Genomic DNA, 22,245 nt, shown 5'->3' with positions numbered 1-22,245 from the left:
GGGGCGGGCCATGGCGGACGGCCCGGCGGAAGTGACCGACAAGCGGTCCGTCTACGTCGCGATCGGCGCGCTCGCGCTCGGTCTGCTGCTCGCCGCCCTCGACCAGACGATCGTCTCCACCGCGCTGCCGACGATCGTCAGCGACCTCGGCGGGCTGAAGCACCTCTCCTGGGTGGTCACCGCCTACCTGCTGGCCTCCACCGCCGCCACCCCGCTGTGGGGCAAGCTCGGCGACATGTACGGACGGAAGAAGCTCTTCCAGTCCGTCATCGTGATCTTCCTGATCGGCTCGGCGCTGTGCGGCCTCTCCCGGAGCATGGGCGAGCTCATCGCCTTCCGCGCGCTGCAGGGCCTGGGCGGCGGCGGCCTGATCGTCCTGTCGATGGCGATCGTGGGCGACATCGTGCCGCCGCGCGACCGAGGGCGCTACCAGGGGGTGTTCGGGGCGGTCTTCGGTGCGAGCAGCGTGCTCGGGCCGCTGCTGGGCGGGCTGTTCGTGGACACCCTCAGCTGGCGCTGGGTGTTCTACGTCAACCTGCCGCTGGGCATCGTCGCGCTCGCCGTGATCGCGACCGTGCTCCACATCCCGGTGCGGCGGACCACGCACCGCATCGACTACGGGGGCATGGTGCTGGTGGCGGCCGCGGCGACCTGCCTGGTGCTGATGACCTCGCTGGGCGGTACGACCTGGGCCTGGGGCTCCTGGCAGGTCGTCGGGCTCGCGGTGCTCGGCGTGCTGCTGGTCGCGGCCTTCGTCCTGGTCGAGCGGCGGGCCGAGGAACCGGTGCTGCCGTTGCGGCTGTTCCGCATCCGCACCTTCTGGATGTGCTCGGTGATCTCCTTCGTCGTCGGCTTCGCCATGTTCGGCTCGCTGACCTTCCTGCCGACCTTCCTCCAGGTCGTGCACGGCTACTCGCCGACCTGGTCCGGCGTGCACATGATCCCGATGGTGGTGGGCATGCTGGTGGCCTCCACCGCCTCCGGCCAGATCGTCTCCCGCACCGGCCACTACAAGGTCTTCCCGATCGCCGGGACCGCCGTCACGATCGTCGGGCTGGTCCTGCTGCACCGGCTCGACGAGACCACCGAGGTCTGGGCGCTGAGCCTGTTCCTGCTCGTCTTCGGCCTCGGGCTCGGCCTGGTCATGCAGGTGCTGATCCTCGCCGTGCAGAACGCCGTCGGCTACGCCGACCTTGGCGCGGCCACCTCCGGCGCCACCTTCTTCCGCTCCATCGGGGCGGCCTTCGGCGTCTCCATCTTCGGCACCATCTTCTCGACCAACCTCGCCCGCGAGATCACCGCCGCCCTCGCCGGGCTCACCCTGCCGCCCGGCTTCGACCCAGCGATGATCCAGTCCGATCCGCGCGGCGTGCGGCAGCTCCCGCCGTCCCTGCGCGACCCGGTGCTGCACGCGTACTCCACCGCCATCACCGGCGTCTTCCTGTGGGCGGTGCCGGTGTGCGCGCTGGCCTTCGTCCTGGCCTGGTTCCTGAAGGAGCAGCCGCTGCGGCGCACGCTCACCGTGCCCGACGCGAGCGAGACGATCGGCACCAACCCCGTGGACCGCTCCTCCCTCGACGAGATCGCCCGCGGCCTGAGCGTCCTCGGCAGCCGGGAGGCCCGCCGCGACCTGTACGTACGGATCACCGCGCTGACCGGCCTCGGCCTCCGGCCCGCCTCCGCCTGGCTGCTGCTGTACATCGCCCGCACCGGCTCCGCCGACCCCGTCGACCTCGCCCTGCAGACCACGGTGCCGTACACGGTCATCGAGGGCGCCGCCTTCGAGGTCGAGGAACACCGCTACGCCGTCCGCCGGGGCAACCCGCTGTACCTCACCGACCGCGGCCAGGAGGTCGTGGCCCTGCTCACCGAGGCCCGCCGCAAGGTGCTGGCCGAACTCCTGGGCGACTGGAACCCCGAACGCCACGCCGACCTGGCCGCCCTGCTCACCCGTCTGACCACCGAACTCTGCGGCCAGGACCAGGACCGCCCCGGCCCCCACCGCCCCGCGGCGTGAGCAGACGGGGCGGCCGGGACCGGGACGGTCACCGCGGTGACCCGGCGAAGGCGGCGAGCGCGGTGAAGTCGGGCTCGCGCAGGCCGACACGCGGGTCGACGTGGTGCAGGAGCGCGGGACCGGGGTGGTGGGTGGCGACCCAGTCCGTGTCGGCGGGGCCCTGCTCGTCGTCGACCCAGGCGAAACGGCGGCCGGCGGCGTACGCCACGAGCGCCTCGGTCTTCCAGTGCACGAGGTCGGGACGGTGCGCGAACAGCGCGGCGCCGAAGTCGACGTACGGCAGCTCGGGCAGGCCGATGACCGGCGCGATCCAGCGGTTGGCCGCCGCCATCCAGGTGGTGGCCCAGCACAGGTCGAAACCCAGCCCGAGCAGCGCCTCGCCGTGCGCGGGGTTGAGCCACACCCGCAACGGGCGCGCGGAGACGCCGGGCATCGGCACCCGCAGCGTGGTGTAGCCCTCGGGCCTGCGGGTGCGCTTGGCCGCGTACGGGTTGAGGGGGCCGTCGACGTCGAGGAAGAGCAGCGGCCGGTCCATGGTCACAGCCTGACGTCCGGTGATCGCGGACGGCAAGGCGGTTTCCCGGGCCGGTGTGCGGCGCCCCGTGGGCACGGGGCGCCGCGCGGGGGTCAGGCCTGCTTCGGCGCGGCCTGCTGGACGACCTCGAAGGACCACAGCGTGGACCCGCTGGCGGCCGGCCTGGGCCGCTCCGCACCGCCCTCGCCGCCCTCGCGGTGCGCGGCCTGCATCGGGCCGGACATCCACGTGCGGAAGTCCTCCTCGCTGCGCCACCGCGTGTAGACGAGGTACTGGTCGGTGCCCTCGACCGGGCGCAGCAGCTCGAACCACTCGAAGCCGTCCGAGCTCTCCACGGCGCCCGCCCGTGAGGCGAACCGCTTCTCCAGGACCTCGCGCTGCTCGGCCGGGACGGTCAGTACGTTGATCTTGACGACGCTCATGTCCCTATCGTGCCAGCCGAAATTCGCGTGCCCCCGATCAACCCCGCGTGTCACGCTGCCCGGCGGAATGTGTCGTCCCGAGCATTGGAGGAGTGCGCTGTGTCCGAGAGCGGTGCGCATGCGGTGTCGGCCCTGTTCTCGCAGGGGCGGCTCACGGTCATCCCGCGCCGGGCGGCGCGGCGCGAGCAGTTGCTGCGGCATCTGACCGAGACCCTCTTCCGGCCGGGGCGGGAGTACCACGAGCGCGAGGTCAACGAGGCGCTGCGCACGGTGCACGACGACTGCGCGGCCCTCCGCCGCTACCTGGTGGAAGGCGGCTGGCTGGAGCGGTCGGCGGACGGTACCGCGTACCGCAGGACGCGCTGAGCCGCGGCCCCGCGCGGCCGGAGCCCGCTGCGCAGCGGTCTCAGCGGCCGGTGTTGTCCCGCGGCTGACCGGGGGCGGCCGGGCCGGGACCGCCCGGCGTGCCCTGCCGTTGCCCCGGTGCGAGCAGGATCACGCACACGGCGATGACCCACAGCCCGGCGAGCCCGAGGCCGATGAAGCCGGCGTACGGGATGAACATCAGCACGCCCAGGACGAAGGCCACCCAGCCCAGCCAGTGCGGCAGCGGGTCGCCGTCGCCGCGGGAGATCGCCAGTCCCGCCCCGAGCAGCATGACCCCGATCCCGGCCAGGATGGGCATGAACAGGTCGCTGCCGAGGGCGTTGAGCGCCTGGAGGGCGCCGCCGCCGACCAGGGCCCGGTCGCTGGCCTCGACCAGGCTGAGGGTGAGCCCGGCGCTGATCCAGAAGCCGAGGGCGGCCAGGATGCCACCGGCGAAGGCGACCTGGGGCAGCCAGCCGGTGCGGTCGGACGTGGCAAGGACGTGCCGCAGGTAGCCGGCGAAGAAGACCAGGAAGAGTCCCGCGACGAGCAGCAGGTACAGGCCGACGCCCTGCCGCGTGTCGTGGGTGAGGTAGAACGCCCTGACCGCGACCCCCGAGCTGCCGATCCCCGGGGTGTCCCCCTGGAGCGCGTAGGAGACGGCGGCGAGGATCACGGCAGCCAGGCCGGTGAGCGGTCCGAGTCGCATCGGGGGGTCTCCGATCCGTCCGTTGGCCCCCCAGACCGGTTTCTGTCCGTACCGATGCTGTCACGGCTCGTGCGGGGCCGCCCATCGGCGGCGCCCACCCGGGGTGCGGACCGGTGCGGCTCAGCGGGCCTCGGCGACGGTGGCCCGTTCGGGCGTGGCCGCGGCCTGCGCGGGCAGCGTCACCGGGACGACCGTCTGGGCGCGGCGCTCCCGGCGGAAGACGTACGCGGCGAGGGAGCCGGAGCCGACCAGCGCGACGGCGGAGGTGGCGGTGCCGAGCCAGCCGGCGCCGAGCCACTGGCCGCCCGCGTAGCCCAGGCCCACGCTGTACGCGGCCCAGGCCAGGCCGGCCAGCGCCGACCAGGGCAGGAACTCGCGGATGCGGCGGTGCGCGGCGCCGGCCGTGAGGCTGACGACGGAGCGGCCGGCCGGGGCGAAGCGGGCGAGCACGACGAGCGCGCCACCGCCGCGGGACAGGACGGCACCCAGGATCTCCTGGGCGGTGGAGAGCCGGCGCGAGTGCGCCACGTGCTGGTCGATCCACTCGCCGCCGCGCCAGGCGAGGCGGTAGGCGGCCAGGTCGCCCAGGGTGGAGGCGACGGCCGCGCAGAGCAGCAGGGCGAGCACGTCGAGGATGTCGTTGCCGCCGGCGGCGGTGCCGGCCGTGGCCGCCGAGATCAGCAGGACGCCGCTCGGCATCACCGGCAGGAAGACGTCGAGCACGATGGAGGCGGCTACCAGGGCGTAGATCCACGGTGAATCGAACAGGGAACCTGCTCCGATGAACACCGCGTCCTCCTCTCCCTGCGAGTGCGCGGCGCCATCGAGGTGTGAGGCGGTGTCGCGCAGAAGCGGTTCTTCTGCGATCCGCTCTCAGCCGTACAGCGTACGCCAGCCATGCTCCTGTGATCCCCTCGGGGCGCGTGACGTTTTCCTCATCTTCGATGGTGACGATCGGGAATAGCACGCGATTAACCGGGAGGGACGACAGAACGTCCCCGGAACGAGATGTTCCGCTCGACTTCCGGCCCACATCATGGACATGCCACGCAATGGGCCCTCCGGCATCCGGCACCCGCCTTCGCACACGCGTACGTCCACGACCGGTCGGCCCACTCCGGCGGGCCCGGGACACCAGGCTCACCCGAATGAGTGAGTGCAGGGCGCTCCATCCGGTGGGTAGCTTCCGAGAGGAAAGCGGCAGAAGGCAGGGGGAACCACCGCACAAGAAACCTCGTTTCACCGTGAATTGATTGCCTAATCCACGCTTTTGTGCGCGTGGGCCATCGGGCCGCAAGGGAAGGACCATCCATGACGGTTGAGCCGGGTGTCGCGTCGGAGGCGGCGACGGGGAACGGCCAGTCTCAGCGGAGTCTGGGCACCGCTGCCGCGCGGAATTTGGCGACGACCACCAAATCCGCGCCGCAGATGCAGGGAATCACATCGCGGTGGCTGCTGCGGGTGCTGCCGTGGGTCGAGGCCGCCGGCGGCGCCTACCGGGTCAACCGGAGGCTCAGCTACTCGGTGGGCGACGGAAGGGTGGACTTCGTCCAGACCGGCTCCGAGGTCCGGGTGATCCCGGCGGAGCTCGGCGAACTGCCACTGCTGCGCGGGTTCACCGACGACGCGGTGCTGACCACGCTCGCCGGGCAGTTCGAGCAACGGGAGTTCACGGCCGGCGAGACGCTCGTGGCCGCCGGGCAGCCGGCCGACCACGTCTTCCTCGTCGCCCACGGCAGGATCGACAAGCTGGCCCCGGCCAAGTGGGACGGCCAGGGCGTGATCGGCAGCATCGCCGACGGCGACCACTTCGGCTCCGAAGGGCTGGCCGGCCCCGACAGCACCTGGGACTACACCGCCAGGGCGGCCACCGCCGTCACCGTGCTCGCCCTGCCGCGCCAGGCCTTCCAGGCCGTCATGCAGCAGGCCGACGGGCTGCGCGAGCACGTCGCGGGCTTCGTCACCGGCACCCAGCAGGCGCAGAACAAGTACGGCGAGAAGGCCATCGAACTGGCCTCGGGCCACGTCGGGGAACCGGACCTGCCCGGCACCTTCGTGGACTACGACCTCTCCCCGCGCGAGTACGAACTGAGCGTCGCCCAGACCGTGCTGAAGGTCCACACCCGCGTCGCCGACCTGTACAACCAGCCCTACAACCAGGTCGAGCAGCAGGTGAAGCTGACCGTCGAGGCACTGCGCGAACGACAGGAGCACGAACTGCTCAACAACCGGGAGTTCGGCCTGCTGCACAACGCCGACTACCGGCAGCGCATCACCACGCACTCCGGACCGCCCACCCCCGACGACCTCGACGAACTGATCAGCCGGCGCCGCAACGCCCAGTACCTGCTGGCCCATCCGCGGGCCATCGCGGCCATCGGAAGGGAATTCAACAGCCGCGGCCTGGTGCCGCACACCATCGATTTCCACGGCCACCACGTGCCGTCGTGGCGCGGAATCCCGATCCTCCCCTGCAACAAGATCCCGATTTCCCGGGAGAACACCACCTCGATCCTGGTGATGCGCACCGGCGAGGACAACCAGGGCGTGATCGGCCTGCACCAGACGGGAATTCCGGACGAGTACGAGCCGGGCCTGTCGGTGCGTTTCATGGGGATCGACGAGAAGGCGATCATCTCCTATCTCGTCAGCACCTACTATTCGGCGGCCGTCCTCGTCCCCGACGCCCTCGGCGTCCTGGAGAACGTGGAGATCGCGCGTCCCGGAGCCTAGGCCCGGAGCCCGGTCCCGGCGCGCACGCGGCCTCCAAGAGCGGCGGCGCGTGCTCGTGGCGAGGCGGGCGGCCCCGGCCGGCCCGTACCGTCCGCCACGAGCACGGCCGTCGGCCCGCCGAACCCCCGGGCGGGGCGGGGGTTTTCCCCACCCCGCTTCCGGTGGGCGGCCTGATTCCGGGCACATCGGACGCTCCGTAGCGTCCTGGGTATGACGAAGAGCACCCGCACGTTGAGGACCCTCGCCGCCGCCGCGGGCGTCGTGGCGCTGATCGGTACGGCGTCCGCCTGCGCGAACGCCTCCGACGACAGCGAGCCGGAGCGCAAGAGCTTCGCGCTCGACGGGAACGAACTGACCATCGACTCCTCCGACAGCAAGGTCGTGGTGAAACCGGCCGACGTGGACGAGATCCGGGTCACCCGGTGGTTCGACGGCTGGGCCGTGTTCGGCGACACGCCGAAGGCCACCTGGTCGATGCACGGGCACACCCTGACCTTCCGCACCAAGTGCCAGGGCGCCGTGCAGGACTGCTCGGTGCGCCACGAGGTGCTGGTGCCGCGCGGGGTCCGCCTGACGGTGGTCAACGGCGACGGCAGCGTGGAGGCGAGCGGCTTCAGCACCCCGCTGGAGCTCACCACGGGCGACGGCTCGGTGGTCGTCCGAAACGTGACCGGCCCGCTCCGGCTCTCCAGCGGCGACGGCCGGATCGACGCCGGCGGCATCCGCTCCCGCGAGGTCAGCGCCCACACCTCGGACGGCTCGGTGAAGCTGGCCTTCGACAAGGTGCCCGACCTCGTCGAGGCGACGACCGGCGACGGACGGGTCAGCGTCGTGCTGCCCCACCAGAGCTACAAGGTCTCCGCACGCTCCGGCGACGGGCACGTCAGCGTGGACGTCCCCCGCGACGACACCAGCGGCCACGTCGTGACGGTCCGTACGGGCGACGGCTCGGTGAGCGTCACGGAAGCCGGCCGCTGACCGCAACCGCCCGGCCCGTGTATTCGTCCCAGCCAGGTGGGAGACTGGAGCGGACAACCACCGGCGGCGGACCTGCGGGAGAGGGCGACTGTGACGACGGCACGCTCGTGGTGGCGGCGCGGTGACAATCTGCGCGCCGACGCCCAGGCCGCGAAGGACGCCGCCGCCGAGGCGTTCTACGAGCTGGACACCGCCCAGCGCGACCTGGTGATCTCCATAGAGACCATCACCGCCGTCGACAGCTCCCCCGCCGCACGGCGCGCCACCGATGACTTCCGGGCGCTGGGCGAGCGCATCGACCAGGTCAGCGCCGCCTACATCGCTGCGGTCGACGCCTACGACCTGGACCGCGACGAGTTGGAGGCCGCCACCGCGGCCCGCGCCCGTACCGAGCTCACCAAGGCGAAGGACGACCTGGTCCGTGCCAGGACCGACCTGGACGCCTTCGCGCGGGGGCTCGGCCCGCTGCTGGACAAGGCCGAGACCCAGCTCGCCCGCCTCGCCCCCGCCGTCGAACGGGCCCGCCAGGCCCTGCTCGCCGCGTCCAACGCACTGGACGCCGTACGGGCATCGGGTCTTCGCGCCGACGACCTCGCGGCCCGGCTGGCGGCCCTCGGCCCGGAGCTGACCAAGCTCAACCAGGGCGCCGGCGCGCACGGCGTGCAGGAGACCATCCGGCGCGCCGACGAGGTGCTGCGCACGGCCGAGGCCATCCGCGCGGAGGCCGAACGCCTGCCCGAGCGGGCCCGTGAGATCGACAAGCGGATCGTGTCGCTGCGGACCCGGACCCAGGCCCTGGCGACCCGCACGGAGGGCGTCGATCCGGTCCTGAGCGAGCTGCGCCGCCGGTTCAGCATGGCGTGCTGGCAGGACCTGCAGCACGTGCCGGAGCGGGCGACGGAGGCCGTGGGCCGCGCGGAGCAGAAGCTCTCGGAGGCGGCGAAGGCCCGCGACGAGCAGCGCTGGCCGGACGCGACGGCCCTGCTCGGCACGGTGCGGGCGCTGCTCGACGACGCCGACGCGGCGGTGTCCGCGGCCGGCGACCGGCTGCGGCGGCTCAACGAGGTCAGCAAGGACCCGCACGGCGAGATCGAGCGGACCCGGTTCGCCGTCCGGGACGCCCAGCGGCTCGCCATGCAGGGCCGTACGACGCCTGAGCAGCGGCACGCGCGCCCCCTCGACGAGGCCGTCGCCCGGCTCGACCGCGCCGTCGACGGACTCCAGGGCCGGCACCCCGACTGGTGGCACTTCCTCACCGAGACCGCCGCGGTGCGCGACGCGGCGACCCGGGTCGTCGCCGCGATCCGCGAGGACCGTGCCTCGGGACGGTAGCCGTACGCGGTGATGAGGCCGTCGGGCGCGGGACGGCCGGGCGGCGGACGGCCGAACCTCCGGCACCCACCCACCGGCACCCGCCCCCCGGCACTACCGCTCGGCGCAGGACAGCGCGGCGCGGATCTCGGCGGCGGGGTCGCCCTCGTGGTAGACCCGCTCGCTCGGTTCGATGTTGTCCAGGAACTCCTGGTAGCGGACGGCGTACAGCAGATGCGCCAGCGGCTCGCCCACCGTGAGCGCCCGCCGGGGGTCGGCCGCGGGCAGCAGTGCCGACCAGGTCCGGACCCAGGCCTCGGCGGCGGCCTCCCAACTGCGTGGGTCGAGGAACTCCCGTGGGCGCAGGCCGTCGAGGACGGGGTGGCCGTAGTGGCTGTCGGCGAAGTCCACCATGACGACGCGCCGCCCGTCGCAACGCCAGTTCCCCGGGCGGAAGTCGCCGTGCACGACGGTGTGCGGCAGCCCGCAGGCGTCCAGTTCCGCGACGAGCGCGGGCAGTCGCCCGGCCAGCAGGCGGGCCCGGGTCCGCTCCGCCGGGGTGAGTTCCCGGCCGGCCTCGCCGTCCAGCAGCCGGTGCACCCGGGCGGCCAGGGTGCGTGGTGTGCGGTCGCACAGCCCGGCGGGCGCCGTCGTCGTGGCGAGCGCGGCTTGCGCGGACGCCAGCCGCCGCACGGCGGCCGCCGCGACCCGCGGGGCGGCCCGCCAACAGTCGTCGCCGGGCACGTGCCCGAGCAGCACCCTCCGCCGCGGGGTGTCCGCCGCCAGGACCTCGGGGACGAACGCCCGGTCCGCGGCGGCGAAGAGCCCGATGACGGTGGCCTCGCAGGCGTTGAAGCGGGGGCTGGTCGTCTTCAGCCAGGCCGTGCGGCCGTCGCCGGCCGTCATGCGGAACAGCCCGGAGAGGTTCCACGTCCTGACCTGCTCGGCCGTGCCACCGCCCAGCACGCCGTGCGCCCAGGCCAGCGCCTCCCGCAGGCCCGGCGCCGTCGCCCAGTCGGCCCGCAACGCCTCCGGGCCCGGGACCGCACGGTCGCCGCCGCTGGCCGCGGGCCCGAGCGGCACTCCGCCGGGCGGCCTGCGCAGGGCCTCGGCGTGGTACGTCACCGCGCCGTCGCGCCCGCCCTCGCCGCCCTCGACCGCGACCAGCCGCAGCACGGCCACCGGCACGCCGAGCAGGGCCTCCAGGCGTGCCACGACCTCCGTGACGTCGGACCACCAAGGGCCCGCGACGGTGAAGGGGCCGCACCCGCCCAGCCGTTCGCCGTCGCACGTCACCACGACGTCGACCACGCGTCCTGCCGCCGGCTGCTGCGTCACCCGGGCAGTGTCCCGCCCTGGGGCGCCGTCCCGCGAACGGTTATCCGGCCCCGCCGCGGCCCGTCAGCCGCAGCAGCCGCCGCCGCAGCAGCCCCCGCCGCCCGCGGCCGGGCGGGGGGCCGCCGCCGCGGAGGCGGCGGCGGTGCCGCCGACCGCGACCGTCGACAGGAGCTTGACGGTGTCGTCGTGCCCGGCGGGGCACTCCGCCGGCGCGGCGGACTCCGCCATCGGCCGGCTCAGCTCGAACGTGGTGCCGCAGGAGCGGCAGCGGTACTCGTAACGGGGCATGGGCACAGATTAACCACGGCTCACAGCTTGCGCGCCAGGGTCAGTCCGTCCGCCACGGTCAGCAGCAGCCCCTCGACGCGCCCGTCGGCCGCGACGCGGTCGTTGAACGCCCGGATCCCCGCCGTGTCACCCGTGGCGCGCGGGTCCACGACCCGCCCGTGGAAGAGCGTGTTGTCGGCGGCGATGATCCCGCCGGGCCGCATCCGCGGCACCAGCTCCTCCCAGTAGTTGACGTAGTTGCCCTTGTCGGCGTCGAGGTAGACCAGGTCGATCCACGGATCGCGCGGCAGCGCCCGCAGCGTGTCCAGGGCGGGCGCGATCCGCAGGTCCACGCGGTCGGCGACACCGGCCTTGGCCCAGGCCTCCCGGGCGACCGCGGTCCACTCCTCGGAGATGTCGCAGGCGATCAGGCACCCGTCCGCGGGCAGCGCCTGCGCCATGGACAGGGCGGAGAAGCCGGTGAAGGTGCCGACCTCCACGACCTGCCGGGCCCCGGTCAGCCGCACCAGGAAGGCCAGCAGCGGACCCTGCTCGCGCGCCGACTGCATGCCCGCCGCGTCACCGAAGCGGGTGTGCGTGATCTCGACCAGTTCCTCCTGGACCGGGTCCAGGGGCGGATTGTGCTCGAGGACGTACGCGTACAGTTCGGGCGTGAGCTGCGGGTTCTTGGTCTCGGGCACGGCTGCTCCTTAAGGTGGCGGCATGTACGTGGATGACGTCCTCGCCCTGGTGCCCAGCATGCCAGGCAGGCGGGTGCTCCTGGGGTTGGCGGGCGCGCCCGCGGCGGGCAAGTCGACCCTGGCCCGTTCGCTGGTGGAGGGGGTCGACGCGCGGCTCGGCGCGGGTACGGCGGCGTACGTGCCGATGGACGGCTTCCACCTCTCCAACGCCCAGCTGGACCGGCTCGGACTGCGCGGCCGCAAGGGCGCGCCGGAGACCTTCGACGTGGACGGCTACGTCCATCTGCTGCGGCGGCTGCGCTCGTGGCAGGGCCGCGCCGTCTACGCGCCGGACTTCGACCGGGACCTCGACGAGCCGGTCGCGGCGGGGATCGCCGTACTCCCGCAGGCCCGGCTGGTGGTGACGGAGGGGAACTACCTGGCCGACGACGGCGCCGGCTGGCACGAGGTCAGGGACCTGCTGGACGAGCTGTGGTTCGTCGAGGCCGACCCCGAGGTGCGTGAGGACCGGCTGCTGGTCAGGCATGTGACGGGCGGTCGCACGGAGGCGGAGGCCCGGGCCTTCATCGAGGCCAGCGAACGGCCGAACGCGCTGCGCGTCGAGGCGACGCGCAGCGCGTGCACCCGGGTGGTGCGGACCGGCGGGGTCAGCGGCGCGCCACGCTGAGCATCCGGCGCAGGATCTCCTCCCCCGCCGCGACGCCGGGCAGGGTCAGCGCGTCGACGTGCGGCGCGCCCCAGCCGGTGTCGGCGAGTTCGCCGTGGCCGGGACGCCAGGCGGTGTGGGCGGCGAGCAGCAGCTCCGCGTCCAGCAGGGAGTCGCCCGCGGCGAGGACGTGGTCGGCGCCGGTGCGGCGGACGACCTCGGCCAGCGCCGCGGACTTGGTGAGCGGCTTGGGCACGGCGTAGACCTTGCGGCCCTGCAGCGAGACCGTCCAGCCGCGCTCCTCCGCCCATTCGGCGAGGTCCTTCACCCAGCGCTCGGGCAGCAGCGACCGCTCCACGACCAGGTAGACGAACAGGTCCTCGGCGACGCGTTCCTTGCGCAGCCAGGACTCGTCGGAGGTGCGGGCCATGAACTCGCGGACCTCGGCCAGCGGCGCGCAGCCCTCGTCGAGGCGGCGGCGCATCTCGGCGTTCCAGTCGTGGTCGGTGTGGCCCTTGACCAGGATGTGCCCGCCGTTGGCGCAGATCGCGTACCGGGGGACGGGGCCCGGGAGGTTGATGCGCCGGTACTGCTTGCGGGTGCGGGTCGTCGCCGGGACGAACTCGGCGGCGGCCGCGAGCCGCTGGATCAGCGCGGCGGCGTTCTCGGTCATGAAGGACAGCGGCCGGCCCTCGTGCACCTCGACGCACAGCAGCCGCGGCGCCTCCTCGTCGGCCATGGACAGGGCCAGGGCCGACGGCGAGTAGATGAGGGTGCGGTCCAGGTCGCTGGCGACGAGGGACTTCACGATCTCGGGGCGCTGCTTCACTTGGCCTCCACCGCCTTGCCGTCCGTGCCGGTCGCGCCCCGGGTGAAGCGGGGGTGGATCAGCCCGACGCACGAGTACGGCAGGTCGTCCACCTCCTCCACCGGGACGCCGCGCTGCTCGGCGAGCAGCCGGATGTGCGCCAGGTCCTGTCCCGCGCCGCGCCGGGCGAGCACCCGCCACGGCACGCGGCGCAGCAGCACCCGGGTGGTCTCGCCGACGCCCGGCTTGACCAGGTTGACGTCCCCGATCCCGTACTCCTCGCTGATCCGCTCGACCGCGGCCCAGCCCTCCCAGGTGGGCGTGCGGTCGCCGGCCTGGAGCTCCTTGACGTCCCGGGCGACCTCGTCGGTCACGGCGGCGAAGCGGGCCGAGACCTCGTCCAGGAAGAGGCCGGAGACGTCCGAGCCGGCCAGCTCGCGGTAGAACTTGGCGCCGTGGAACTCGTCGGGGCCGATCAGGTCCGCACGCAGCACGGTGCGCGAGACGAGGCCGGAGACCGTGGAGTTCAGGCACGCGGACGGGATGAGGAAGTCGTCGCGGGTGCCGAAGGTGCGGACGCACGACCCGGGGTCGGCGAGCACCGCGATCTCCGGGTCGAAGCCCCCGTACGGGGCCACGGCGTCGGCCAGTTCGCGGGTGATGGCGCCCTTGCCGGTCCAGCCGTCCACGAACACCGCCCGCGCGGGGTCGTGGTGCTCCGCCAGCCAGCGCAGGGCGGTGGTGTCGATGCCCCGGCCGCGGACGATGGACACGGCGTAGTGCGGCAGGTCCAGGCCGTGCGCGTGCCGGGCCCAGCGGCGCATCAGCACGCCGACCGGGGTGCCCGCCCGGGCCAGCGACACCAGGACGGCGTCCGGGCCGCGTTCGGCGAGCACCAGCTCGGTCACGGCACCGACGGCGCGGGCGATCCGGCCCGCGGATTCCGCCAGCGCGACCCGGAACAGCTCCTGGTACTCCGCGCTGGGCTGGTACTCCACGGGCAGCGACTCCGCGTAGTGCGCCCCGCCGCTCTGGATCGCCTCCTCGCGCTCCTCGGTCGGCGCCTCCAGTTCGGTCTCGGAGAGGTCCTTCAGCAGCCAGCCGACCTCGTCGGGCGCGTACGAGGAGAACGCGGGCCCGCGCAGCGGCTCCGGGAGCGTCGGGGCGGGCGGGCGGGGTTCGTACGAGGGGACCACGGCCAGCAGGAGCCTTTCGGTGTGACCGGCGAGCTGCGCGAGCAGCCCTCCGGGGGCGTGCAGGGCGGGCGTGTCGCCCGCGCTGTCCACGACGGCGACGATCGCGTCGAAGCCCGCGCCCGCCACGTTGTACGCGTAGCGCTCGCCGGGGCCGTCCGCCGGGTCGTCGTGGTCGGGGAAGGTGATCCGGGTGCGTATCGCGTACCCCGGGTCGTCCACGGCCAGGACCGGGGAACGCGTTGTCGTGGAGAACCGCACCTCCGCGGCGGGCAGGGCGTCCTGCAGTGCCCGCGCCAGCCGCAGCGGGGCGTACATGAGCTCCTCGTTGCCGAGCACGAGGACGCGGGCTGCCGGGGCGTCCCCGGCGCCGTCGCCGTCGCCGGGCGGGCGCAGGCCTTCCGCCAGACGGGCCCCCATCGCGGGCAGCGCCGCCTCCAGCCGCGCGCGGTGCGCGGGTGTGAAGCCGTGCCGGCCGCCGTCGGGCAGCCCGGCGGGCCAGTCCAGGTGCACCCGCAGGGGTACCGCTCCCCCGGCCGGCCGGGCGGGCTCGGCGGCGCCGTGCGCGGCGACCAGCGCCCGGCCGCGCTCCAGCACCCCGTCCGGGAGGACGACGGTGCCCGAGGCCAGGGCGAGGACGTCGACGCCCGCGCCCAGCTCCGCCGCGAACCGGGCGAGCAGTGCGCGGTCGGCCTCCGAGCGCATGTCGACCAGGGCGACCACGACGTACCGGCGGCGCGGGTAGCGGGCGTGCAGCGCCCGCACCGTGTTGAGCACCGTCCGGCCGGTGGAGAACTCGTCGTCGACCAGCACCAGCGGCCCGTCCCCGGCCAGCAGGCCGGTGTCCTCGGGCAGCAGCAGGTGCGAGGTCGCGTGGCTGTGCTCCTCCTCGAAGCCGCCGACCGGCTCGGCCCCGGGGACCGGGCGCCGCGTGGAGTGCAGGTACGGGGCGGTGCCGACACCGTCGGCCACGGCGTGCCCGAGGCCCGTCGCGGTCTCGGCGTAGCCGAGCACCACGGCCCGGGCCGCCTCGTTCTCGCCCAGCAGCTCCCGCACGCGCATCCCGAGCCCGTACCCGGCGTCGTAGACGACGTGCGGGCGCTGCGGCACGTGCTTGCCCAGCACGTTGGAGACGAGCAGGTGCGCCCGCTTGGGGTTGCGGCGCAGGGCGAGGCCGAGCAGACCGCTCAGGCCGTCCCCCCGCAGGGTGACCCCGAGCCGGTCGGCGACCCACTGCCCGGACCAGACGTGCTCCACTGTCATGCCTTCGGCACTCTCCCTCTCGTTGCCGGTCACGATGGCACGCACGCGGAGAGCAGCTCGACGAAGCCGATCTCCTCCCGCGCCACGCCGAAGACCTCGGCGCGCCGCACGGTGCGCTCGGCCCAGGCGCGGTGCGGCTTCACCTCGTTCATCTTGTTCGTGTAGGCCGAGCGCAGCACGCCCCCGCCGCTGCGGTCCTCGTGCAGGATGTCGACGGCGTCGCTCCACTCCTCGTGGGAGACGACGCTGAGCGCGTGCACGGGCTGGACGTGCGAGGGGTGGATGCAGGTCTTGCCCTGCAGGCCGTTCGTCCGGTCCAGTTCGATCTCGCGCAGCAGCCCGTCCATGTCCCGCTGGATGAGGGCCTCGCGCAGGTCGACGGCCTCGGGGACGAAGGGGCTCTGCCGCAGCAGCGGCTTGAACATGCGCTCGGAGTGCTTGAAGTACTCCCAGACCGGTCCGGTGATGGTGAAGCCCGTGCCGTCGGCGCGCCCGAGGACGTTGACCACGTCGGCGATGATCGAGGCGACGATGCGGACGTCGTAGGCGGTCATGTCGGGCGAGCGGCGCAGCCCGTAGGCGGAGCAGAAGTCGGTGACGCCGAGCCGCAGCGCGAGCACGCGGTCGCGGTACTTGTCGACGGTCCGGGAGATGCCGTACAGCGTCTCGGTGCGGGTCTCCAGGTGGAGCAGCTGCGGGGACTCCAGTACCGGCATCGCGTACAGCCGCCGCCCGCAGTCCGCCTCGGCGGCGGCGAGGGCCTCCAGGAAGGGGACCCCGGACTCCTCGGTGAACTTGGGGAGCACGAATCCGGAGAGCAGGGACACGTCGTCGCCGAGCCGGCGCACGAGGTCGGTGATCTGGCCGGGGGTGCGGACCCGTATGAAGAGCAGCGGGGGGTCGCCGTCGGGGATCCGGTGGGCGAGATCGCCGAACTGGCGGACCAGGTTCTCCTCCGCGGCCTCGACCTCCCGGTCGTCGATGGAGTCCTCCAGGCACAGCACCATCGACACCACACCGCGCGCGGCCTGCTTGAGCACGTCGTCGGCGAGCCTCGACCGGGTCGCCGGGCAGTAGAGGGTGGCGCCGAGGGCGACGGCGAGCGTGCCGGCCGACGAGGCCGCGGTGAACTCGGCGGGCTCCCGGTGGAAGAGCTCGTTCCGTACGTCCGGCGCGAGGTGCCCGAAGTGGCGCATGCTTTCCCCCGTGGCAGGTGGTGGTTGGAGAGGTGGGAAGCGTCCCCCGACGCCGTGGCCGATTATCGTACGTGTGAGCCCCCTCCGGACGTTCCCGGCGTACGTGAAAATCAGGTAACCCCCTCGGGTCCGGTACGTGTCGCCCTGTCCCCATCTTTCCCCGCCGGCGCACCCGCCGTACGCCCCGCGTTGTGGGCGCGGCCCCCGGGAGGGCAGGATTGCGCGCATGACGCAGGCGATGGTGAAGGGCTCCAACATCCCGGTGACGGCCTCGGGGGTGCGGGCGGTGCTCCGCTGGAGCCCGGGGGCGGGTGTGCCGGACGTCGACGCCTCGGCGCTGCTGCTGGGTGCGGACGGCCAGGTGCGCTCGGACGAGGACTTCATCTTCTACAACCAGCCCCGGCACCCGGGCGGCGCCGCCCGGCACCTGCCCAAGCGCAGCGAGCCGGCCGGGCTGACGGACGCCGTCGAGGTGGACCTGGCCGCACTCGAGGCGGGCGTGGACCGGGTGGTCGTCGCGGCCTCCGCGGACGGCGGCCCCTTCGCCCTCGTCTCCGACCTGACGGTGCTGCTCTACGACACGGCCGCGGGCTCCGACGCCGAGCCGCTGGCGGTCTTCGACGTCGTCCCGGACACCGGCGACGAGTCGGCGCTGATCTGCGGCGAGCTGTACCGCAGGGCGGGTGGCTGGAAGTTCCGCGCGCTGGGGCAGGGCTACGCCTCGGGGCTGGAGGCGCTCGCCACCGAGTTCGGCATCACCGTCGAGGAGGGCGACCTCGACGAGGCACCGCCGCCGCGGCCGGAGGGCGAGGCGGCCTCGGTGCCGCAGCCCGTGCCGCCGACCGTCCTGACCACCGAGCCGCCCGACGCGTACACCCTGCAGGCCCCCGCGCCGGTGCCCCCGCAGCCCACCGCGCCGCCCGCCTACGGCTACCCGCAGGAGCCGCAGCCGACGGTGGCGGCCCCGGCGTACGGCTACCCGCAGGAGCCCCAGCCGACGGTGGCCGCACCGGCCTACGGCTACCCGCCGCAGCAGCCCGCGCCGACCGCGGCCGCCCCCGCCCCCGCGTACGGCTATCCGCAGCCGATGCAGGGGTTCCGGCTGCCGCCGATGGGCCCGCAGTTCCAGGAACGCCGCTGAGCGCGCCCGGTACGGGGCCGCGCGGTCAGACCTTGGTCTTGTAGCCGCGGCCCCACTGCAGGCCCCAGCCGTACAGCCGGTCGAGCTCGGCCTGGAAGCCGTAGACGTACTTCACCTCGCGGCGCACGGTCAGGTCGCCCTTCTTGTTCTCGATGAGCACCACGGCGCACGAGCGGGCCTGCGGCTCGCGCTCGTCCAGCAGGATCTCGATCCGCGGGCCCGAGCTGGGGAAGATCTCCACCTTGGCGTGGGTGCGGTCGAAGGCGGGCGTGCCGTCGTAGATGTAGACGAAGACGAGCATGCGCTTGAACTCGTCGTGCTTGTCGAGGTTGATGTAGAGCGTCTCGCCGGACGAGCCGCCGAAGCGGTCGTCGCCGGTCATCTGGATGTACGGCGGGGCGTCGAGGTCGCCGAGGAAGTTGCCGAGCGGCTGGACGACGCCCTTGGTCCCGTCCGCCAGCTCGTACATGCACGCCAGGTCGAGGTCGACGTTGACCATGGCGGGGCCGGCGGCCTGCACGGGCTCCGGCTTGAACAGGTGCATCTGGCGGCTCAGCCACGAGCCGCTGCGCTGGTTCCAGCCGCCGGTGTCGGAGGTGCGCATCTGCCAGGACAGGTTGATGCGCAGGTTGCCGACGGCCGCGCCCTGCTTGGACAGCGAGACGACCTGGTGCCGCCTGGTGAGCTCGATGGTGTGCGCGTTCGCCATGTCGAACTGCGCGTTGAAGCCGCCGCTCGGCCGCAGGAAGTTCCACATGTCCGTCCGTCCCCTGCACGCAGGCCGCCCCCCGCCGGGTCGGCGGGGGGGCGGCGTGACCCGAATGTCGTGACGAGACGGGGGTCAGACCCCGCTCGTCACCTCCGCTTTGTCGTCCCGCTGCTCGGAGCTTTCCCCGAGACGGCGGTTTCGCACCACCGACGACCAGTAGGAGGCGCCGATCAGGACGACGCCGATGAGGCCGGTGATGACCTCGTTGATCTCGAACTTGATGGTGACCAGGAGGATGACCGCCAGCGCGCCGATCGCGTAGTGCGCGCCGTGCTCCAGGTAGACGTAGTCGTCCAGGGTGCCCTTGCGGACCAGGAACACGGTGAGCGACCGGATGTACATCGCACCGATGCCGAGGCCGAGGGCGATGATGAAGATGTCGTTGGAGATCGCGAACGCGCCGATGACGCCGTCGAAGGAGAACGACGCGTCGATGACCTCCAGGTAGAGGAAGAGGAAGAACGCCGCCTTGCCCGCCAGGCCCACGGCCGAGGCGCCGCTGCCGGCCGGCTTGCCACCCGCGCTCCGCTCCTCGAGCTCCTCGTCGGCCTCGTCGGCCTCGTCCTCCAGCTTGTCCTCGAAGTAGCTCGAGATGCCGCCGACGACGAGGTACGTGATGAGGCCGCCGATCCCGGCGAGCAGCACCGTGGAGGACTTGTCGCCACCGCCGTGCGAGACGTCCGTGGCGAGCGTGGTGGCGGTGATCAGCAGGGCGACCAGGGCGACGACGACGGAGAGCGTGTCGAGCTTGCCGAGCTTGGAGAGCGGCTTCTCCAGCCAGGCGAGCCACTTGTGCTCACGCTCCTCGAAGATGAAGTCGAGGAAGATCATCAACAGGAACATCCCGCCGAACGCGGCGATCGCCGGGTGCGCGGACGTGACGAGGTGCTCGTACTGTTCCTTGTTGTTGATCGCCAGGTCGATGGCCTCGATGGGCCCGATCTTCGCCGTGATCGACACGATGATGATCGGGAAGACCAGGCGCATGCCGAAGACGGCGATCAGAATGCCGATGGTGAGGAAGATCTTCTGCCAGAAGGCATTCATCTTCCGCAGGATGCCGGCGTTGATCACCGCGTTGTCGAAGGAGAGCGAGATCTCCAGCACCGACAGGATGGCGACGAGGGCAAGCCCCTCCGCACCCCACAGGAAACCGGCGAGGGCGAGGCCGGCGGCGGTGACACCGAACGACCAGCCGAAAGTTCGGAGGAGCACTGGATATCCAATCCCTTTACGAAACGTTGACCCCAAAGTCTAGGGCGATGCCCCGGAGGCCTGATGCATACCCCTGGCCAACGGCTCGGAACTTCCATTCGCCGCCGTACCGGTACAGCTCTCCGAAGATCATCGCCGTTTCGCTGGAGGCGTCCTCGGAGAGGTCGTAGCGCGCCAGTTCGCTCTGGTCGGTCTGGTTGACCACCCGGATGAAGGCGTTGCTGACCTGGCCGAAGGTCTGGCCGCGGGCGTCGGCGTCGTAGATGGAGACCGGGAAGACGATCTTGTCGACCCGCTCGGGCACGGCCGACAGGTCCACCAGCAGGACCTCGTCGTCGCCGTCGCCGTCACCGGTCAGGTTGTCGCCGGTGTGCTCGACCGAGCCCTCCGGGCTCTTGAGGTTGTTGTAGAAGACGAAGTACTCGTCGCCGAGCACCCGGCCCGAGGCGCACAGCAGCGCGCTGGCGTCCAGGTCGAAGGGCGCCCCGGTGGTGGAGCGCGCGTCCCAGCCGAGCCCGATCAGCACGTTGGTCAGATTGGGTGCGGCCTTGGTGAGGGAGACGTTGCCCCCCTTGGCGAGCGTCACGCCCATGCTGTTCTCCTCCCCCGCGGGGCTCGCGGTCCGCCGGACGCGGACCGCGAGGCCCCGGCGAATCAGACGTTGACGCCGAAGTCCTGCGCGATGCCGCGCAGGCCGGACGCGTATCCCTGGCCGATGGCCCGGAACTTCCATTCCGCGCCGTGCCGGTACAGCTCGCCGAAGACCATCGCCGTCTCGGTCGACGCGTCCTCGGTGAGGTCGTAACGGGCCAGTTCCTTGTCGTCGGCCTGGTTGACGACGCGGATGAAGGCGTTGCGGACCTGGCCGAACGACTGCTGGCGGGTCTCGGCGTCGTAGATCGACACCGGGAAGACGATCTTGGCGACCTCGGCCGGCACGCCGGCCAGGTTCACCTTGATCTGCTCGTCGTCCCCCTCGCCCTCACCGGTGATGTTGTCGCCGGTGTGCTCCACGGAGCCGTCGGGGCTCCTGAGGTTGTTGAAGAAGACGAAGTGCTGGTCGGAGAGGACCTTGCCCTCCGTACCGGTGAGCAGGGCACTGGCGTCGAGGTCGAAGTCCGCGCCCGCGGTGGTGCGGGCGTCCCAGCCGAGGCCGACGATGACGGCCGTGAGGTTGGGGGCCTCCTTCGTCAGCGATACGTTGCCACCCTTGCTGAGGCTGACTCCCACGAGTCCTCCCATGTCATCGCGTGCTGCTCGTATCAGGATCAACGCCCTGAGGTTAGTACCCGGTTCCCCAGGACTACAGGGCTTCGAGCGCCTTGACGTACTCGTTCAGGTCACGGGCGTCCGGCAGGCCGTTGACGACGGTCCAACGGACCACGCCCTCCTTGTCGATGACGAAGGTGCCGCGCACCGCGCAGCCCTTGTCCTCGGCGAAGACGCCGTAGGCCCGGGAGACCTCGCCGTGCGGCCAGAAGTCGGACAGCAGCGGGTACTCCAGGCCCTCCTGCTCGGAGAAGACGCGCTGGGTGTGCATCGAGTCGTTGGAGACCGCGAGCAACTGGACCTCGTCGTTCTGGAAGGCCGGCAGCTCGTCGCGGAGCGCGCACAGCTCGCCCGTGCAGACCCCGGTGAAGGCGAAGGGGAAGAAGAGCAGGACGACGTTCCTGGAGCCCTGGAAGTCGGACAGCCGCACGGTCCGGCCGTGCTGGTCCCGCAGCTCGAAGTCGGGGGCCTTTTCGCCTACGGCGAGCGCCATGGTGGACACACCTCTCCGGTGGCGGTGACGGGACCCGCGGCGCGGGCCCCGCGGCCAGTCTCGCACCGCCCCGCCGGGGCAATGCGACGCGCCCCCGCGACGCTCGGTCACGGGGGCGCGGTGCCGGTCAGGAACGCCTCAGCGCTTGCCGGCCTTCGCCGTCTTGGGGGTCACCAGTCGACTGGCGGTCCAGTCCTTGGAGACGTTGACACTGCTGGTCTGAGCCAGGCCGGCGGTCTGCGCGGCCTCTCCGATGTCACTCGGCTCGACGTGCCCGTCACGGCCGGTCTTCGGGGTCATGAGCCAGATCTGGGCGCCCTCATCGATGGCGGACGTGGCGTCGACCAGGGCGTCGGTCAGATCGCCGTCATCATCACGGAACCAGAGGATGACGCCGTCGGCGACGTCGTCGTACTCCTCGTCCGCGAGCTCTTCGCCCGTGATCCCCTCAATACCCTCACGGAGCTCGTGATCGACGTCATCGTCGTAGCCGAGCTCCTGGACCACCTGTCCGGGCTCAAAACCAAGCCGGCTCGCCGGGTTGGTTTGCTCCTCCGCGTGGCCCGCGGTCGCGCTCACGCTCTGCCTCCTGTCATGGGGGTTGTCTTCCCGCTCCTGTGCGGGGTTATGGGCGGTAGTCCACACGGGCGCGGCGGATCGCGCAAGTACCCAGCCGCCCATCCCGCCCAAACGTTGACGTGTCACCGCAACCCGAACCGTGAGGGGTGACGTGGCTCACTCCACTATGCCAGGGTTTCTCCCGAATCGGGGTTGCGGTCGGTCGTACGTCCGAGTGGGCGTAGAGTTGCGGTTTGGTCGTACGGCCACCGGACAGCCATGCGAGAGCCTCAAGAGGGTCTGGAAGAGGGGTCTGT

General features: G+C 72.4%; 23 protein-coding genes. 7 read left to right on the top strand and 16 right to left on the bottom strand.

The features are described 5' to 3' along the window. The first annotated feature begins 10 nt into the window (after positions 1–10). Entirely contained in the window at positions 11–2,017 is a 2,007-nt protein-coding gene (locus OG937_29705; GenBank protein WUD78929.1) for an MFS transporter, read from the top strand. A gap of 28 nt (positions 2,018–2,045) precedes the next feature. On the opposite strand, the gene OG937_29700 is transcribed toward OG937_29705, so the two are convergent. Both OG937_29700 and OG937_29695 read right to left on the bottom strand, forming a co-directional pair. Next, positions 2,046–2,552 carry a hypothetical protein gene (locus tag OG937_29700; protein WUD75570.1) on the bottom strand — a complete coding sequence of 169 codons (507 nt, stop codon included), beginning with the start codon at positions 2,550–2,552 and terminating at the stop codon, positions 2,046–2,048. Positions 2,553–2,644: 92 nt separating this feature from the next. Then, positions 2,645–2,974, bottom strand: coding sequence for an antibiotic biosynthesis monooxygenase (locus OG937_29695; GenBank protein ID WUD75569.1), 330 nt, complete (start codon positions 2,972–2,974; stop codon positions 2,645–2,647). A 99-nt stretch (positions 2,975–3,073) separates the two neighbouring features. Here OG937_29695 and OG937_29690 point away from each other — a divergent pair, with 99 nt between their 5' ends. Continuing rightward, positions 3,074–3,340, top strand: coding sequence for a DUF2087 domain-containing protein (locus OG937_29690; protein WUD75568.1), 267 nt, complete (start codon positions 3,074–3,076; stop codon positions 3,338–3,340). Positions 3,341–3,380: 40 nt separating this feature from the next. Here the strand turns inward: OG937_29690 and OG937_29685 are convergent, their stop codons facing one another. Continuing rightward, entirely contained in the window at positions 3,381–4,049 is a 669-nt protein-coding gene (locus tag OG937_29685) for a hypothetical protein (protein WUD75567.1), read from the bottom strand. Positions 4,050–4,169: 120 nt separating this feature from the next. After that, complete coding sequence (locus OG937_29680; protein ID WUD75566.1) at positions 4,170–4,838, bottom strand: VTT domain-containing protein; 669 nt, start codon at positions 4,836–4,838, stop codon at positions 4,170–4,172. Between the two features lie 522 nt (positions 4,839–5,360). On the opposite strand from OG937_29680, the gene OG937_29675 reads away from it, so the two are divergent. From OG937_29675 to OG937_29665, 3 genes are all read left to right on the top strand, one after another. Then, complete coding sequence (locus tag OG937_29675; protein ID WUD75565.1) at positions 5,361–6,782, top strand: family 2B encapsulin nanocompartment shell protein; 1,422 nt, start codon at positions 5,361–5,363, stop codon at positions 6,780–6,782. 210 nt (positions 6,783–6,992) lie between these two features. After that, a complete protein-coding gene (locus tag OG937_29670; protein WUD75564.1) occupies positions 6,993–7,760 on the top strand; it encodes a DUF4097 domain-containing protein in 768 nt (255 codons plus the stop codon). 90 nt (positions 7,761–7,850) lie between these two features. After that, positions 7,851–9,092, top strand: a complete 1,242-nt coding sequence (locus OG937_29665) for a hypothetical protein (protein WUD75563.1) — start codon at positions 7,851–7,853, stop codon at positions 9,090–9,092. 93 nt (positions 9,093–9,185) lie between these two features. Here the strand turns inward: OG937_29665 and OG937_29660 are convergent, their stop codons facing one another. The 3 genes from OG937_29660 to OG937_29650 all read right to left on the bottom strand — a co-directional run bounded on the left by OG937_29660 (position 9,186) and on the right by OG937_29650 (position 11,377). Further along, on the bottom strand, positions 9,186–10,409 hold the full coding sequence (locus OG937_29660) for an aminoglycoside phosphotransferase family protein (protein WUD75562.1): 1,224 nt from the start codon (positions 10,407–10,409) through the stop codon (positions 9,186–9,188). 63 nt (positions 10,410–10,472) lie between these two features. Next, complete coding sequence (locus OG937_29655) at positions 10,473–10,697, bottom strand: zinc ribbon domain-containing protein (protein ID WUD75561.1); 225 nt, start codon at positions 10,695–10,697, stop codon at positions 10,473–10,475. 20 nt (positions 10,698–10,717) lie between these two features. Further along, a complete protein-coding gene (locus tag OG937_29650) occupies positions 10,718–11,377 on the bottom strand; it encodes a class I SAM-dependent methyltransferase (protein WUD75560.1) in 660 nt (219 codons plus the stop codon). Positions 11,378–11,399: 22 nt separating this feature from the next. Here OG937_29650 and OG937_29645 point away from each other — a divergent pair, with 22 nt between their 5' ends. Next, a complete protein-coding gene (locus tag OG937_29645) occupies positions 11,400–12,044 on the top strand; it encodes a nucleoside/nucleotide kinase family protein (protein ID WUD75559.1) in 645 nt (214 codons plus the stop codon). Here the strand turns inward: OG937_29645 and OG937_29640 are convergent. From OG937_29640 to OG937_29630, 3 genes are read right to left on the bottom strand one after another with little or no spacing between them, the layout of a single operon-like run. After that, on the bottom strand, positions 12,025–12,852 hold the full coding sequence (locus OG937_29640; protein WUD75558.1) for an HAD family hydrolase: 828 nt from the start codon (positions 12,850–12,852) through the stop codon (positions 12,025–12,027). The two genes, OG937_29645 and OG937_29640, sit on opposite strands and share 20 nt — an antisense overlap. Continuing rightward, positions 12,849–15,287 carry a phosphoribosyltransferase gene (locus OG937_29635; GenBank protein ID WUD75557.1) on the bottom strand — a complete coding sequence of 813 codons (2,439 nt, stop codon included), beginning with the start codon at positions 15,285–15,287 and terminating at the stop codon, positions 12,849–12,851. The genes OG937_29640 and OG937_29635 overlap by 4 nt, the downstream gene beginning before the upstream one ends. Before the next feature lie 29 nt (positions 15,288–15,316). Next, the gene (locus OG937_29630; GenBank protein ID WUD75556.1) at positions 15,317–16,483 is read right to left on the bottom strand and encodes an HpcH/HpaI aldolase/citrate lyase family protein; all 1,167 of its coding nucleotides are present in this window, start codon (positions 16,481–16,483) and stop codon (positions 15,317–15,319) included. 226 nt (positions 16,484–16,709) lie between these two features. Here OG937_29630 and OG937_29625 point away from each other — a divergent pair, with 226 nt between their 5' ends. After that, positions 16,710–17,624 carry a TerD family protein gene (locus OG937_29625; protein ID WUD75555.1) on the top strand — a complete coding sequence of 305 codons (915 nt, stop codon included), beginning with the start codon at positions 16,710–16,712 and terminating at the stop codon, positions 17,622–17,624. Between the two features lie 25 nt (positions 17,625–17,649). Here OG937_29625 and OG937_29620 read toward each other — a convergent pair whose 3' ends face one another. The 6 genes from OG937_29620 to OG937_29595 form a co-directional block, all read right to left on the bottom strand. Beyond that, positions 17,650–18,381, bottom strand: coding sequence for a Tellurium resistance (locus tag OG937_29620; protein WUD75554.1), 732 nt, complete (start codon positions 18,379–18,381; stop codon positions 17,650–17,652). An 84-nt stretch (positions 18,382–18,465) separates the two neighbouring features. Beyond that, positions 18,466–19,608 (bottom strand): DUF475 domain-containing protein, encoded by a 1,143-nt coding sequence (locus tag OG937_29615; protein WUD75553.1) that lies wholly within the window; start codon positions 19,606–19,608, stop codon positions 18,466–18,468. Positions 19,609–19,624: 16 nt separating this feature from the next. Further along, on the bottom strand, positions 19,625–20,200 hold the full coding sequence (locus OG937_29610) for a TerD family protein (GenBank protein ID WUD75552.1): 576 nt from the start codon (positions 20,198–20,200) through the stop codon (positions 19,625–19,627). A gap of 62 nt (positions 20,201–20,262) precedes the next feature. Beyond that, on the bottom strand, positions 20,263–20,838 hold the full coding sequence (locus OG937_29605) for a TerD family protein (GenBank protein ID WUD75551.1): 576 nt from the start codon (positions 20,836–20,838) through the stop codon (positions 20,263–20,265). 73 nt (positions 20,839–20,911) lie between these two features. Continuing rightward, a complete protein-coding gene (locus OG937_29600; GenBank protein ID WUD75550.1) occupies positions 20,912–21,370 on the bottom strand; it encodes a peroxiredoxin in 459 nt (152 codons plus the stop codon). A 138-nt stretch (positions 21,371–21,508) separates the two neighbouring features. Then, the gene (locus tag OG937_29595; protein ID WUD75549.1) at positions 21,509–21,949 is read right to left on the bottom strand and encodes a DUF3052 domain-containing protein; all 441 of its coding nucleotides are present in this window, start codon (positions 21,947–21,949) and stop codon (positions 21,509–21,511) included. Between the last annotated feature and the right edge of the window lie 296 nt (positions 21,950–22,245).

Source organism: Streptomyces sp. NBC_00510, assembly GCA_036013505.1.
GTDB lineage: Bacteria > Actinomycetota > Actinomycetes > Streptomycetales > Streptomycetaceae > Actinacidiphila.
This window is presented reverse-complemented; position numbering and strand designations above follow the sequence as displayed.

Excerpts from the sequence above, each read along its gene's own strand:
- OG937_29705 (WUD78929.1), top strand. The coding sequence starts at position 11 with ATGGCGGACGGCCCGGCGGAAGTGACCGACAAGCGGTCCGTCTACGTC.
- OG937_29700 (WUD75570.1), bottom strand. The coding sequence starts at position 2,552 with ATGGACCGGCCGCTGCTCTTCCTCGACGTCGACGGCCCCCTCAACCCG.
- OG937_29695 (WUD75569.1), bottom strand. The coding sequence starts at position 2,974 with ATGAGCGTCGTCAAGATCAACGTACTGACCGTCCCGGCCGAGCAGCGC.
- OG937_29685 (WUD75567.1), bottom strand. The coding sequence starts at position 4,049 with ATGCGACTCGGACCGCTCACCGGCCTGGCTGCCGTGATCCTCGCCGCC.
- OG937_29675 (WUD75565.1), top strand. The coding sequence starts at position 5,361 with ATGACGGTTGAGCCGGGTGTCGCGTCGGAGGCGGCGACGGGGAACGGC.
- OG937_29670 (WUD75564.1), top strand. The coding sequence starts at position 6,993 with ATGACGAAGAGCACCCGCACGTTGAGGACCCTCGCCGCCGCCGCGGGC.
- OG937_29655 (WUD75561.1), bottom strand. The coding sequence starts at position 10,697 with ATGCCCCGTTACGAGTACCGCTGCCGCTCCTGCGGCACCACGTTCGAG.
- OG937_29645 (WUD75559.1), top strand. The coding sequence starts at position 11,400 with ATGTACGTGGATGACGTCCTCGCCCTGGTGCCCAGCATGCCAGGCAGG.
- OG937_29635 (WUD75557.1), bottom strand. The coding sequence starts at position 15,287 with ATGACAGTGGAGCACGTCTGGTCCGGGCAGTGGGTCGCCGACCGGCTC.
- OG937_29630 (WUD75556.1), bottom strand. The coding sequence starts at position 16,483 with ATGCGCCACTTCGGGCACCTCGCGCCGGACGTACGGAACGAGCTCTTC.
- OG937_29625 (WUD75555.1), top strand. The coding sequence starts at position 16,710 with ATGACGCAGGCGATGGTGAAGGGCTCCAACATCCCGGTGACGGCCTCG.
- OG937_29620 (WUD75554.1), bottom strand. The coding sequence starts at position 18,381 with ATGTGGAACTTCCTGCGGCCGAGCGGCGGCTTCAACGCGCAGTTCGAC.
- OG937_29610 (WUD75552.1), bottom strand. The coding sequence starts at position 20,200 with ATGGGCGTGACGCTCGCCAAGGGGGGCAACGTCTCCCTCACCAAGGCC.
- OG937_29600 (WUD75550.1), bottom strand. The coding sequence starts at position 21,370 with ATGGCGCTCGCCGTAGGCGAAAAGGCCCCCGACTTCGAGCTGCGGGAC.